This is a genomic window from Streptomyces javensis, assembly GCF_039525925.1.
Classification (GTDB): Bacteria; Actinomycetota; Actinomycetes; order Streptomycetales; family Streptomycetaceae; genus Streptomyces; species Streptomyces asiaticus.
In genome coordinates, this window is the sequence record NZ_BAAAIF010000010.1 from 98,665 (window position 1) to 111,165 (window position 12,501).

General features: G+C 73.2%; 9 protein-coding genes. 5 read left to right on the forward strand and 4 right to left on the reverse strand.

Annotated features, from left to right (window positions below; translation table 11 throughout):
* Positions 1-42 precede the first annotated feature (42 nt).
* A complete protein-coding gene (locus ABD329_RS12295; protein WP_198280390.1) occupies positions 43-1,302 on the reverse strand; it encodes a CU044_5270 family protein in 1,260 nt (419 codons plus the stop codon).
* 1 nt (position 1,303) lies between these two features.
* Positions 1,304-1,849 (reverse strand): RNA polymerase sigma factor, encoded by a 546-nt coding sequence (locus ABD329_RS12300; RefSeq protein WP_198280391.1) that lies wholly within the window; start codon positions 1,847-1,849, stop codon positions 1,304-1,306.
* Between the two features lie 236 nt (positions 1,850-2,085).
* Between ABD329_RS12300 and ABD329_RS12305 the strand changes: the two genes are divergently transcribed.
* The 5 genes from ABD329_RS12305 to ABD329_RS12325 all read left to right on the forward strand — a co-directional run bounded on the left by ABD329_RS12305 (position 2,086) and on the right by ABD329_RS12325 (position 9,432).
* Positions 2,086-3,129 carry a LacI family DNA-binding transcriptional regulator gene (locus ABD329_RS12305; RefSeq protein ID WP_198280392.1) on the forward strand — a complete coding sequence of 348 codons (1,044 nt, stop codon included), beginning with the start codon at positions 2,086-2,088 and terminating at the stop codon, positions 3,127-3,129.
* A gap of 582 nt (positions 3,130-3,711) precedes the next feature.
* Positions 3,712-5,019, forward strand: a complete 1,308-nt coding sequence (locus ABD329_RS12310; RefSeq protein ID WP_198282129.1) for an extracellular solute-binding protein — start codon at positions 3,712-3,714, stop codon at positions 5,017-5,019.
* Positions 5,019-5,996: a carbohydrate ABC transporter permease gene (locus ABD329_RS12315; RefSeq protein ID WP_246619194.1), complete on the forward strand. Its 978-nt coding sequence runs from the start codon at positions 5,019-5,021 to the stop codon at positions 5,994-5,996. Before ABD329_RS12310 ends, ABD329_RS12315 begins: the two co-directional genes overlap by 1 nt.
* A gap of 110 nt (positions 5,997-6,106) precedes the next feature.
* Complete coding sequence (locus ABD329_RS12320; protein ID WP_198281048.1) at positions 6,107-6,922, forward strand: carbohydrate ABC transporter permease; 816 nt, start codon at positions 6,107-6,109, stop codon at positions 6,920-6,922.
* A gap of 83 nt (positions 6,923-7,005) precedes the next feature.
* Positions 7,006-9,432: a beta-xylosidase/alpha-l-arabinosidase gene (locus ABD329_RS12325; RefSeq protein WP_198281047.1), complete on the forward strand. Its 2,427-nt coding sequence runs from the start codon at positions 7,006-7,008 to the stop codon at positions 9,430-9,432.
* Positions 9,433-9,487: 55 nt separating this feature from the next.
* On the opposite strand, the gene ABD329_RS12330 is transcribed toward ABD329_RS12325, so the two are convergent.
* Both ABD329_RS12330 and ABD329_RS12335 read right to left on the reverse strand, forming a co-directional pair.
* Entirely contained in the window at positions 9,488-11,476 is a 1,989-nt protein-coding gene (locus ABD329_RS12330) for a hypothetical protein (protein ID WP_198281046.1), read from the reverse strand.
* Positions 11,477-12,037: 561 nt separating this feature from the next.
* Positions 12,038-12,472 carry a MarR family winged helix-turn-helix transcriptional regulator gene (locus ABD329_RS12335; RefSeq protein WP_309142956.1) on the reverse strand — a complete coding sequence of 145 codons (435 nt, stop codon included), beginning with the start codon at positions 12,470-12,472 and terminating at the stop codon, positions 12,038-12,040.
* Positions 12,473-12,501: the final 29 nt, after the last annotated feature.

Below are 12,501 nucleotides of genomic sequence, written 5' to 3' on the forward strand. Positions count from 1 at the left end.
AATGGCCGCCGCCCGGCCGTTCTTACAGCGCGCCGCGACCGGTCATTCAGGAGTCTTCAGCTGCCGGTCGGTCCACTCCGAGCTCACCGTGGCGGTGTAGTTCACCACCGTGCCCGCCGTGAGCCCCGCCTCGGCGGCCTTCGCGTCCGGCTTGGTCAGCACCTCCTGGTCGGACAGCAGGGCCCCGGTCGCCGGGTCCACGATCAGCTCCGACCGCGCGGTCCCGTAGTCGGGCCGGGCGGTCGCGGGCAGGGCGAAGCCGACCCCCTTACGGCCCAGCGGGTCGGTCACCTCGCCGAGCGACCGGATGCCCGGCAGATCCGCGATGACCCGGTACGCGGCGGCCCGGACCCCGGTCCTGACCGGAAGGCCGATCAGCCCGGCCGCCTGCCGCCACATCCACTCGGTGCGGCCGGAGATCTCGCTTCCGCGGTCCTCCTCGTACAGGTCCGCCAGCACCTTCTTCAGCTTCGCGCTGTCGCCGGGGAGTTTCCGCAGCTCCGCGTAGCTCACATTGCGTGCGCCAAGGGCGGCGATCTTGTCGCCGCTGTTGATCCGGGTCACCGTGGGCCGCTTCCTCACCCCCGGCTCCAGCCGCAGCCCGAGCTTGCCGCCCGACCCGGAGGCGGCGAGCGTCAGGTTCTTCGGCGATCCGACGGCGCGCCAGCGCGCCGTGTCGCGCTCGGTGCGGAGCTCGGTGGTGGCGTCGATCCCCGAGACCCACAGGCTCCGGGTGCCGGGCCGCACCCCGAAGGACCACCGTGAGGTCTCGGCGGAGACCACCGCGAAGGCCGACCCGGCCGCGGAGGCCACGTCGATCCGGGACGACCGCGTGGTCGTCTGCCAGTACGTGCCCTCGTCGGCCGTGCGGTCCACCCGGGCGGCCACGTTGAGCAGCGCCAGGCGGCCGCTCTCGGGCGTGTGCCGGGGGCCGTCCGTGGTGGGTCCCGCGGTGGCGCGGGAGCCGCGGGCGCCCTGGGTGCCGGGGCCGCCCTCCGGGAGGGTGGCGACGAGCACCCCGGCCGCGGCCGCCGCCGCGGCGACGGGCAGCGCCCACCGCCAGCTGAACGGCTTGGCGGACCACCAGGTGTACGGGCGACCGGACCGCCAGGTGAACGGGCGGGCGGACCGCCAGGTGGCCTGCCGGGCGGACCGGGACGCCTGCCGCTCCTCCGGCGCGCCGGCCAGGATGGCGATCAGGTCGTGCCGGGCGCGTTCCGAACCGGCCAGGCGCTCCGGGTCGAGCTCCGGGGGCCGGGCGTCCGCCAGCGTCTTCATGACATCGGGCCGCTTACGTGCCATGTCAGTGCTCCTTCACGGTCGTCTTCGGGCGGGAGTCGCGAGGGTCGCGAGAGGGTCCGACGGCTTCCACGGCCCGCTCCAGCCGCCGTCTGGCCCGGTGCAGCCGCACCGAGAACGTGGCGGTGGAGCAGCCCAGGACGCGTGCCGCCTGTCTCGGGCCGAGCCCGTGCCAGGCGACCAGCGTCAGCAGTTCGCGGTCGGCGGCGGACAGCCCCGCCAGCGCCTCCAGCGCCATCGCACGCTCGGTCACCCCCGCGGCCACGTCCTCGACCTGGGCGCCGGAGGTGATGATGCGCTGGGCCTCCTGAGCGGCCAGGGCGTACTGCCTGCCGTCGCGGCGCCACAGCTCGCGGGTCAGGTTGCGGGCCACGCCGAGCAGCCACGGCAGCGGTGGCGCGGGGATGTCCCGCAGCCGCCGCCAGGCGACCGTGAAGGTCTCGCTCGTGATGTCCTCACCCACCTGCCGGCCCACCAGGCCGGTCGCGTAGGCCAGCACACGGGGATGACACTCCTCGTAAAGGTCCCGAAAGCGTTGGGCGTCGGTCACGCCGTCTCCTCATCTCGGCTCTCTCACCATGCAGTGGTCGAGGGCCGCGCTTTCTTACCCCGGGGAGAGGGGATTCCGGGGTGCGGCGCTGCGTAAGCTCAGGAGCTTGATGGGGACGTCCCTCTCACGTCTCTTCACGTCTGATCGGGTTTTCCGGAAGACTTCTGCAAGGTTCCGAGGGCGCGTCCCCGGGAAGCAAGAGGCGGGGGTGGCTCCCGTCAACGGAGGAGGCGGACATGGCTACGGAGAGCAGGGGCACCGAGGGCGGCACCCGGCCCAAGGTGACGATCACGGCCATCGCCCAGGAGGCCGGGGTGTCGGTGCCCACGGTCTCCCGGGTGGTCAACGGCCGTTCGGATGTCTCGCCCGAGACCCGGGCCCGGGTCGAGGACCTGCTGCGGCTCCACGGCTACCGCCGCCGCCAGAGCGCGCCCGGCGACCGCGCCGCCCTGGTGGACCTGGTCTTCAACGACCTGGACAGCCCCTGGGCGGTGGAGATCATCCGGGGCGTGGAGGACGTCGCCCACCAGGACGGGGTGGGCACGGTGGTCTCGGCGATCCACGGCCGCGCGGGCTCGGCCCGGCAGTGGCTGAAGAACCTGCGGGCCCGCGCCTCGGACGGGGTGATCCTGGTGACGTCCGTACTGGAGCCGGTGGTCCACGAGGAGCTGCGGCGGCTGAACGTGCCGATCGTGGTCGTCGACCCGGCCGGCTCCCCGGCGCTGGACGCCCCCACCGTGGGCGCCACCAACTGGGCGGGCGGCATGGCCGCCACCGAACATCTGCTGAGCCTCGGCCACCGCCGGATCGGCCTGATCGCCGGTCCGCCGCGACTGCTGTGCAGCCGGGCGCGGCTGGACGGCCATCGCGCGGCGCTGGAGGCGGTCGGGGTGCCGTTCGACCAGGCCCTGGTCGCGCAGGGCGACTTCTACCACGAGTCCGGTTTCCACGGCTGCGACCAGCTGATGTCCGGCCCCACCCCGCCGACCGCCATCTTCGCGTCCAGCGACCAGATGGCGCTGGGTGCGATCGAGGCGCTGCGGCGGCGGGGGCTGCGGGTCCCGGAGGACGTGAGCATCATCGGCTTCGACGACCTTCCCGAGGTCCGCTGGTCGGCGCCCCCGCTGACGACTGTGCGCCAACCGCTGGCGGATATGGGGAAGTTGGCCGCCCGTACGGTGTTGCGGCAGGCGCGGGGTGAGGAGATCGAGTCCCCGAGGGTCGAGCTGGCCACGCAGCTGATCGTCCGCGCAAGCACGGCCCCGCCCACCGGGGGCTGACCCCCGGGCGCCACCGTCCGGCGCCGGGCCCTCAAGCCCCCGCCCGTGCGGGGCTGCCCCCGGCGCCGTCAGCCGAGAACGGGCCCCACACGCCCCGCTCGCCGAAGCCTGATCGCTCCAGGCCCCGCCCACCCGCCGGGGGCTGATCCCCCACCCCGCCCCTTCCCGTAACTGGGGCTCCGCCCCAGGCCCCGGGCCCGCCTCGGGCGCGCCCTCAATCTCCCCCAGCTACCGCTGGGCGGTGCCCCCTGCCGGGCTGGAAAATCCAGCCCGCCAGGCGATCGAGGACCGGGATCCGGGGGCGGAGCCCCGACGGGGGCGTGGCGGCGCAGCCCCATCCGCGCAACCCCGACGGAGGCGTGGCGGCGCAGCCCCGCCCGGGGTTCGGGGCGCAGCCCCACCCGGGGGTTTGGGGGCGGAGCCCCCGCAGTGGGGGGGGCCGGGGGTGGCCCCCGGTTCGGGGAGGGGCGGGGTGGGGACAAAAGCCATCCGCCGCCGCACCCCTTGACACCGCATCAGCACCCCCATACCTTCCACGCAACCACTTCCGAGAATTATCGGGCTACTTCCGGAAGGCACACGATGCGCATACCTCGGTCAAGGTCCACCCTTCGTGCGTCCACCCTGGCAGCAGCCGCGCTGCTGGTCGGAACGGCACTCGCCGGCTGCGGAAGCGGCGGGCCCGGGGGTTCGGATGACGGCTCCCTCGACGTCTGGGTCTACCAGGACGCCTCGACCAAGGTGCAGCGCGAGGTCGTCGAGCGGTTCAACAAGACCTCCGACATCAAGGTGAAGCTCACCCAGGTGCCCGGCGAGGGCTACTCGGACAAGATGCGCACCTCGATGGGCACGCCCAATGCCCCCGACGTCTTCTTCAACTGGGGCGGCGGCAGCATCAGCGACTTCGTCAAGAAGGACATGCTGCTCGACCTGGATCCGGCGATGGCCAAGGACCCGGAGCTTAAGAAGGCGTTCATCCCCACGATCCTCGACGCGGGCGCGGTCGACGGAAAGCACTACGGGATCCCCATGCGCGGGATGCAGCCGGTGATCCTCTTCTACAACAAGGACGTCTTCGAGGACGCCGGGGCGCAGCCCCCGAAGTCCTGGGGCGATCTGCTGAAGCTCATCGACACGTTCAAGGACAAGGGCGTCACCCCGTTCGCGCTGGCCGGCACCGACGCCTGGACCGAGCTGATGTGGGTGGAGTACCTGGTGGACCGCTACGGCGGGGCCGGGGTGTTCCAGAAGATCCAGAGCGAGGGCATGGCGGCGTGGGACGACCCGGCGGTGCTCAAGGCCGCGCAGACCGTCAGGGACCTGGTCGGCCGGGGCGCGTTCGGCAAGAACTACAAGTCGGTCAACTACACCGCCGACGGGGCCTCCACGCTCTTCGCCAAGGGCAAGGCGGCCATGCATCTGATGGGCAGCTGGGAGTACGCCAACCAGAAGGCCAACCAGCCCGCATTCGCCAAGTCGGGGCTGGGCTGGACCACCTTCCCGGCGGTCCCCGGCGGCAGCGGTGACCCCAAGAGCGTCGTCGGCAACCCCACCAACTACTGGTCGGTCAACGCCAAGGTGAAGGGCGACAAGCAGAAGGCGGCGATCGAGTTCATGAAGTTCGCGGCGAAACAGGACTACTCCAAGGACCTGATCGCCAACGGGGACGTCCCCACCACCTCCGACGCCACCTCCCTGCTCGCCGAGCACGAGAACCCCGACTACGCGCGGTTCCAGTACGACCTGGTCAAGCAGGCCCCGGACTTCACGCTCTCCTGGGACCAGGCGCTGCCCGCCAAGTACACCCCGCCGCTGCACACCGCCGTGCAGAAGCTGTTCAACGGGCAGCTCAGCCCGGCCGGGTTCATCGACGCCCTGAAGGGCATGTGATGGCGGACGCCGCGACGACCCGCGAGCGGCGCCCGGCGCGCGAGCCACGCCCGCCGCGCGAGCCACGCCAGAGCGTCGGCCGGGCGAGCGTCGGCCGGGCCGGGGTCGGCCGGCCCGGCGTCGTCTGGGCGCTCCCCGGCGCGCTGTTCTTCGTCTTCTTCGCGGTGGCGCCGATGGTCCTGGTCGGCGCCCTCGCCTTCACCGACTGGGACGGCATCGGCACCCCGAGCTGGACCGGGATGAGCAACTGGTCCCGGCTGTGGGACGACCCGGAGACCCACCAGGCCATCTGGCTCAGCCTGGTGCTGACCGTGCTGACCTGGGTGTTCCAGACCCCGCTCGCCCTGCTGCTGGGCGTATGGGCGGCCGGTCGGCAGCGCAACCGGGCCGTGCTGTCGGCCATCTTCTTCCTGCCGCTGCTCGGCTCCTCCGTGGCGCTCGCGCTGGTCTGGAAGTCGCTGCTGGACCCCAACTTCGGCCTGATCGCCGACATCGGGCCCGCCCTGGGCTTCGCCGACGGCGATCTGCTCGGCAGCTCCAGGGGCGCCTTCGGGGCGATCCTCTTCGTCACCGCCTGGCAGTTCATCCCGCTGCACACGCTGATCTACCAGGGCGGCGCCCGCGCCATCCCGCGCTCGCTCTACGACGCGGCGGCGATCGACGGCGCCGGGACCGTACGGCAGTTCTTCTCGATCACCCTGCCCCAGCTGCGCAACACCATCGTCACCTCCTCGGTGATCATGGTGGTGGGCGCGCTGACCTTCTTCGACACCGTCCTGATCCTCACCAAGGGCGGACCGGGCACGGACACCACGATCGTGCCGTATCTGATGTACAAGAACGGCTTCCAGGCGTTCGACCTCGGCTACGCCAGCGCGGTCGCCACCATCCTCGTCGTCGTCGCCACCACCGTCTCGCTGCTGCTGGTGCGGCTCACCGGCTTCGCCGCGATGCGCAGCACCCGGGAGGGGATGTGACCGACGTCCTGCACGACCACCCGAATCCCCACCCGAACCGCCCCCTGAACGGCGTCCGTACGCCGAACAAGACCCCGGCGGCCCCTCGCCCCCGCCTCCGCCGCCGGGGTCTGCCCCGCGCCAACTACCCGGCCGGACTCGGCTCCCTGATCTGGCTCGGCATCGTCGGACTGCCGCTGTACGTCCTGGTGGCCGCCACCTTCCAGACCCGCGACGGCTATATCGACGACGGTCCGCTGGCCCTGCCCGACCATCCGACGCTCGCCAACTACCGGCGGGTGCTGCGCTCCGACTTCCTCTCCTACCTCCTCAACACCGCGCTGGTCACGGCCGTGTGCGCGACGATCGTGATCACGCTGTCGGTGACCGTCGGCTACACCGTCGTCCGCGCCCGTGGCCGCGCCTCCCGCCGGATCTTCCAGATCTTCCTGCTGGGTCTCGCGATCCCCTCCCAAGCGGTGGTGATCCCGGTCTATCTGGTCATCACCAAGCTCCATCTGTACGACACCCTGCTCGCGGTGATCCTGCCGACGGCCGCCTTCTCCCTGCCGGTCAGCGTGCTGATCCTGGTCGGCACGATGCGCGACATCGACGAGGAGCTGTACGAGTCGATGGCGCTGGACGGGGCGAGCCCGACCCGGGTGCTGCTCCAGCTCGTGGTGCCGCTGTCGCGGTCCGGGATCTCCACGGTCGGGGTGATGTCGGCCCTGCACGCCTGGAACGGCTTCCTCTTCCCGCTGCTGCTCACCCAGTCCAAGAGCAACCGGATGCTGACCCTGGGGCTGTACGACTACGTGGGCGAGTTCCGGGTGGACACCCCGGCGCTGCTCACCGCCGTGGTCCTCTCCATCGTCCCGATCTTCCTGGTCTATCTCTTCGCCCGCCGTCAGCTGATCAGTGGGCTGATGGGCGTGGGCGGCAAATAGGCCGCCCACGCGCGGCCCCCACGCCGTTTCCGGACACGCGAGCCGTTCTCCCACCCCGCCGTCCTCCCCCGACAAGGAGCTTCATGCCTCAGCCCTGGCAGGACACCTCCCTCTCCGCAGAGGACCGCGCGGCGGCCCTGCTCTCCTCGATGACACTGGAGGAGAAGCTCGCCCAACTCGTCGGCGTATGGCCCGGATCCGAGGCCGAGGAGGGCGAGGACGTCGCCCCGCTCCAGCACGAGGTGTCCGAGGCCGTGGACCTCGACGGCCTCCTCCCCCACGGCATCGGCCAGCTGACCCGCCCCTTCGGCACCGCCCCCGTCGAACCGGCCGAGGGCGCCGCCGCGCTGGCCCGCCTCCAGGCCCGGATCGCCGCCGGGAACCGCTTCGGGATCCCGGCGCTGGCCCATGAGGAGTGTCTGACCGGCTTCTTCGCCTGGCGCGCCACCGTCTTCCCCACCCCGCTCGCCTGGGGTGCGTCCTTCGACCCGGCGCTGGTGGGACGGGCGGCCGGGCTGATCGGCGGTTCGCTGCGGGCGGCCGGTATCCACCAGGGGCTCGCCCCGGTGCTGGACGTGGTGCGGGACGCGCGCTGGGGCCGTACGGAGGAGTCCATCGGCGAGGACCCGTATCTGGTCGCGACCATCGGCACCGCGTACGTCCACGGCCTGGAGTCCGCCGGGATCGTCGCCACCCTCAAGCACTTCGCGGGCTACGCCGCCTCCCGGGGCGGCCGCAACCACGCACCGGTCTCCATCGGGCCCCGGGAACTCGCCGATGTCATCCTGCCGCCCTTCGAACTGGCGGTACGGGACGGGGGCGCGCGGTCGGTGATGCACTCCTACAACGACCTCGACGGTGTGCCCTCGGCCGCCAACCCCTGGCTGCTCACCGAATTGCTCCGCGACACCTGGGGCTTCACCGGCACCGTCGTCGCCGACTACTTCGGGGTGTCCTTCCTGGAGCTGGCCCACCGGGTGGCCGACTCACGGGGCGGTGCGGCCGGACTCGCCCTGGCGGCGGGGGTGGACGTGGAGCTGCCCGCGGTGCGCTGCTTCGGCACCCCGCTGCGGGACGCGGTGCGGGCCGGGGAGGTGGACGAGGCGCTGGTGGACCGGGCGGCGCTGCGGGTGCTGCGGCAGAAGTGCGAGCTGGGGCTGCTGGACGCGGACTGGTCGCCGATGCCGTCGGCGCTCGCGGGGGGTGTGGACGCCGCGGGCTCTGCCGACCTCGACCTCGACCTCGACCTCGACCTCGATCTCGATCTCGATCCCCCGGAGATGCGGGCCGTCGCGCGGGAGCTCGCCGAGGAGTCGGTGGTGCTGCTCGCCGACGACGGCGATGTGCTGCCGCTCGCACCGGACGCCCGGATCGCGGTGGTCGGCCCGCTCGCCGACGACCCCGCCGCCATGCTCGGCTGCTACACCTTCCCCCGCCATGTCGGGGTGGAACACCCCGGACTGCCCCTGGGCATCGAGGTGCCGACCCTCTTCGCCGCGCTGCGCGCCGAGCTGCCCGGTGCGCGGATCGCCCATGCCGAGGGATGCGCCGCGCCCGGCCCCGCCGGGTCCGCCGGGGACGCCGGGGGCGCGGCCTCGGCCGGTGCGGCGGCGCTCACCGCCGAGAGCCGGTTGGCGCAGGCGGCCCGGACGGCGGCGGACGCGGATGTGTGCGTCGCGGTGCTGGGCGACCGCTCGGGTCTGTTCGGCCGGGGCACCTCGGGCGAGGGCTGCGACGCCGCCGACCTCGAACTCCCGGGTGAGCAGGGCGCGTTGCTGGACACGCTGGTGGCCACCGGCACGCCCGTGGTGCTGGTGCTGTTCACCGGCCGGCCGTACGCCCTCGGCCGCTGGTCGCGCCTGCTGGCCGCCGCCGTGCAGGCGTTCTTCCCCGGTGAGGAGGGCGGCCCGGCGGTCGCCGGGGTGCTGAGCGGCCGCGTCAACCCCTCGGGCCGGCTGCCGGTGAGCGTTCCGTACGCGCCCGGCGGCCAGCCCTGGACGTACGCTCAGCCGCCGCTCGGGCTGCGTGGCGACGCCAGCTCGATCGACCCGACCCCGCTGTTCCCCTTCGGCCATGGGCTGTCCTACACCTCGTTCGCCTGGGAGCGCCCGGAGGCCGACGCGGCCGAGGTGCCGACCGACGGGGAGACCACGGTCCGGCTGACCGTGCGCAACACCGGTGACCGGGCCGGGACGGAGGTCGTACAGCTCTATCTGCACGATCCGGTGGCCCGGATCGCCCGGCCGGTGTCCCGGCTGATCGGCTACGCACGGGTGCCGCTGCGGCCGGGCGAGTCCGCCGAGGTCCACTTCGCCTTCCACGCCGATCTCGCCTCGTATCCGCTGGGCGCCGATGGCACGCGGGTGGTGGAACCGGGCGCGCTGGAGCTGCGGCTGGCCTCCTCCAGCGCCGACTCCGGCGTACGGCACACCGTGCCGCTGACGCTGACCGGGCCGGAGCGCACGGTGGACCACCGGCGGCGGATGGTGTGCGAGGTGCGGGTGAAGTAGCGGCGCGCGTAAGGGCGCCCCGGGGCCGGTTCGGAGCACGAGGCGGAGGGCCGGTTCAGACCGGCCCCTCGCCCTTCTCCACCAGCGACCAGGCATGGGCGAACAGTTCGGGCAGGGTGCGGGTGGGCAGCGGCAGCGGATGCTCCAACCGCCGGTTGTAGGAGCGCCGCAACCCGATCAGCTCCGCCTTCCACGCCTCCATGGGCTGGTACGGCTTCTTGGCGTGGATCCACTCGCCCGGCAGGAAGAGCCGACGGCCCGCCCGGGGACGCTTGTCCTCGATGACGAGACCGCGCTCGACCAGCGCGGCGGCGGCCTTCTGATGCCGGGCGGTCTGCCATCCGTTCCAGGTGCGGACGTTGCGGTCGGTCGGCGCGGGCAGGGCCAGCAGCTGGAGGTGGAGCGTCGCCGCGTCCTCGTCGAGGCCGAGCGCGCCTGCGACGCGCGCCACCAGGTCGGGCGCGGAGGCCGCCGGGTTGGACTCGTACGCCCCGACCGGCAGCGACGCGCCCTCGACCCGCTCGGCGATGCGTGCGCAGACCGGGCCGCGCACCCACTCGACCAGGGGGAGGTCCTCCCGGCCGAAGTCGGAGGTGAGGGCCGCCAGGGCCCGGGAGCGCTCGTCGTCGCCGTAGAACGCGGGGCGGAAGTACACCCTGGGCGGGGAGCGGTGTCCCCTGCGGTCGACCGTGCCGTCCGTGATGACGGTGAGCCCGTCGTCGATGCTGGCCACGTCCAGCCGGTCCGGGCCCGCGTACGGCCGGAACCCGAACCGCTCCTGGAGGTCGGCGACCGTACGCCCCGAACCGGCGGCGGGGTGCCCGGCGCTCAGCAGCAGCCCCGGGTGGTCCAGGCGCTCGAGGAGCAGCCGCACCAGTCCCGGCAGCCCCTCGCGGACCGGGTCACCTGCGGGGAGCTCGGCGTAGACCCAGGCCAGGCGCGGCACGAGGGAGTGCAGGCGGTCCTCGAACCGCATGATGTCCCACCGGGCGTCGGTGACCAGCGGGCCGTGCTCGCTGTTCTTGATCCAGGTGTCGAGGGGGGCGCCGAGCCCGGGTTCGGCGACGGGGTTGGTGAACGCCGCGCAGAACTCGGCCGCCGAGAGCCGGAGCAGCTGGAGCTCCACGACCGCCTTGAGGGTGCGCTCGGGCACCACGACCCGTTGGCCGCGCCGCGCCTGCCACGCCTCGGCGAGCCGCTCGGCCACTCCGCGCATCCCGTCCGGCTCCCACAGCTCGGCCGGATCCTCGGGCAGCACGTCCGCGAGCAGTTCCAGCCGCTCCGGCGCGGTCAGCCGGGCCAGCTCTGACGCGCCGTCCTCGGCCTCGGCCACCTTCAGCCGCAGCGTCGCCCGCTCGTCGGCGTCCAGGAACGGGACGTACATCCGCTCCAGGAACCCGGCGAGCGCGAGGGACGCGGCGGGGCGCCCCATGCCCGTGCGCTCCCGCAGCAGGGCCACGGCCTCCCGGTCCCACGGGGCCGGGCCCCGCTCGCGGACCAGCGCCACCAGCCGCCGCAGCTGCTCCGGGCTCCCCCAGCCGCGCGGCACGTCCCGGGCCTCCTCGATCTCCCCCAGGCTCGGCGGCTCCGCGTCCCCCGTCCGCAGCTCGACGAACCGGCGCCGCCCCTCCCGGCTCCACCCGACGCTGACCGCCGCCCCGCGCTCGTCGCGCACCGCCAACCGCTCGGTGACCACGATCCCGGTGCGCAGCCGGGCGGCCGGGTCGGCGAACGGGCTCTCCGCCCACATCTCCAGCAGCGCCAGCTGCCGCTCGCGCCGCTCGGGGCGCGTGGACGCGACGGCGGCCCGGAGCGCCACGGCCCCGATCCGCCCGATGAACCGCGTCCACGATCCCTCCCCGGCGATCCCGGGCCCGTCCTCGCCCTCGGGGCCGGGCGGGTCCCATGCCCCGGTCAGGAACCCGCCCGTACGGTCCATGCAGGCCAGCGTCCCGGTCCGCCACATCCCCGTGCCCTCGATGAGCCCGCTCAGCGCGGGCACCACGCGCCGGTCATCCACAGCCGCCCAGGCACCGGTCGTCATCGGACGTCCCCCGTATCCCCCGTCGCATACGCCATGGGCAGATCATCGCTCATGGGTCCGACAGCGGCCCCGCCGCCTACGGAGTGAGCGGGGCTACTGCGCTCGGTCGGGCGCCGCTTTCGTCTCGCGCCTTCGGGCCGATTGAGCAGCGGGGCAGGGGGGTGGGCGGCGCGGCACCGTCGCCGGGTGCCGGGTCGGCGGGCGTGAGCGCCGGTGGCGGATTCCGTGGCCCGGGGGCCAAAGCCCCTCCGGACTGCAAGCCGGTGGGCCCCGGGGCAGCCCCTCCGGGTACCCCTTCTAAAAAACGCTTGATCTGAAGCAACTAATTTGTCAAACGTTTTCGAGAGAGGGTACCCCGACCCCCGCAGCGCGGCACCGACCTCAGCCCCCGAGCGCCAGAGCCGCCACCGGCGCCCGCCCCCACCGGCCCGGCGGTCGGCGACGCGGCCCGCGCCGGGCGCCCCCTGCCCCGTTGCTCAATTGCGCCGAAGGCGCGAGACGGCGCCGCACCCGACCGACCCGAGCAGCCCCGGCACGCGCGTCGCCCTTCCCGCCCTGGGTCTACGGGACGAGGTGGCGGGCGAGGACCGCGAGGGCATCGGCCACCTCGCGCAGACGGTGCGGGTCGTCAGTACCGAGGGCAGCCGCCAGGGCGGCATCGACGGTAGTGGCGCGGACCTGCTCGACGCGGGCGGATGGCTCCGCGGCGGGACTGATGAGAACGCGACGGCGATCAGTGGGGTCGGGGGCAACGGTGATCGCCCCCGCCTCCTTCAGGCGGGCGACGGCGGTGGAGATCTGACTTTGCGGCAGCCCGGTGCGGCCCGCGATGTCGCCCACGGTGGTGCCGGGGTGCGCGGCAACGTCGCTGGCCGCGATCAACACCAGGCGCGTGCTGCCCTTATGGCGGTCGGTTCCACCGGGAGGCTCGGGCATGGCGTCCTCGCCGATCTTCATCAGCGTGCGCCCCAGAAGGAAGAGTTCAACTCCGTTCACACCCTGACCATATTCGATCCATCAGATTA

What these genes read in the sequence shown, in the direction of transcription:
- ABD329_RS12295 (WP_198280390.1), bottom strand. Translation starts at nt 1,302, where the DNA reads ATGGCACGTAAGCGGCCCGATGTCATGAAGACGCTGGCGGACGCCCGG.
- ABD329_RS12305 (WP_198280392.1), top strand. Translation starts at nt 2,086, where the DNA reads ATGGCTACGGAGAGCAGGGGCACCGAGGGCGGCACCCGGCCCAAGGTG.
- ABD329_RS12310 (WP_198282129.1), top strand. Translation starts at nt 3,712, where the DNA reads ATGCGCATACCTCGGTCAAGGTCCACCCTTCGTGCGTCCACCCTGGCA.
- ABD329_RS12315 (WP_246619194.1), top strand. Translation starts at nt 5,019, where the DNA reads ATGGCGGACGCCGCGACGACCCGCGAGCGGCGCCCGGCGCGCGAGCCA.
- ABD329_RS12325 (WP_198281047.1), top strand. Translation starts at nt 7,006, where the DNA reads ATGCCTCAGCCCTGGCAGGACACCTCCCTCTCCGCAGAGGACCGCGCG.
- ABD329_RS12330 (WP_198281046.1), bottom strand. Translation starts at nt 11,476, where the DNA reads ATGACGACCGGTGCCTGGGCGGCTGTGGATGACCGGCGCGTGGTGCCC.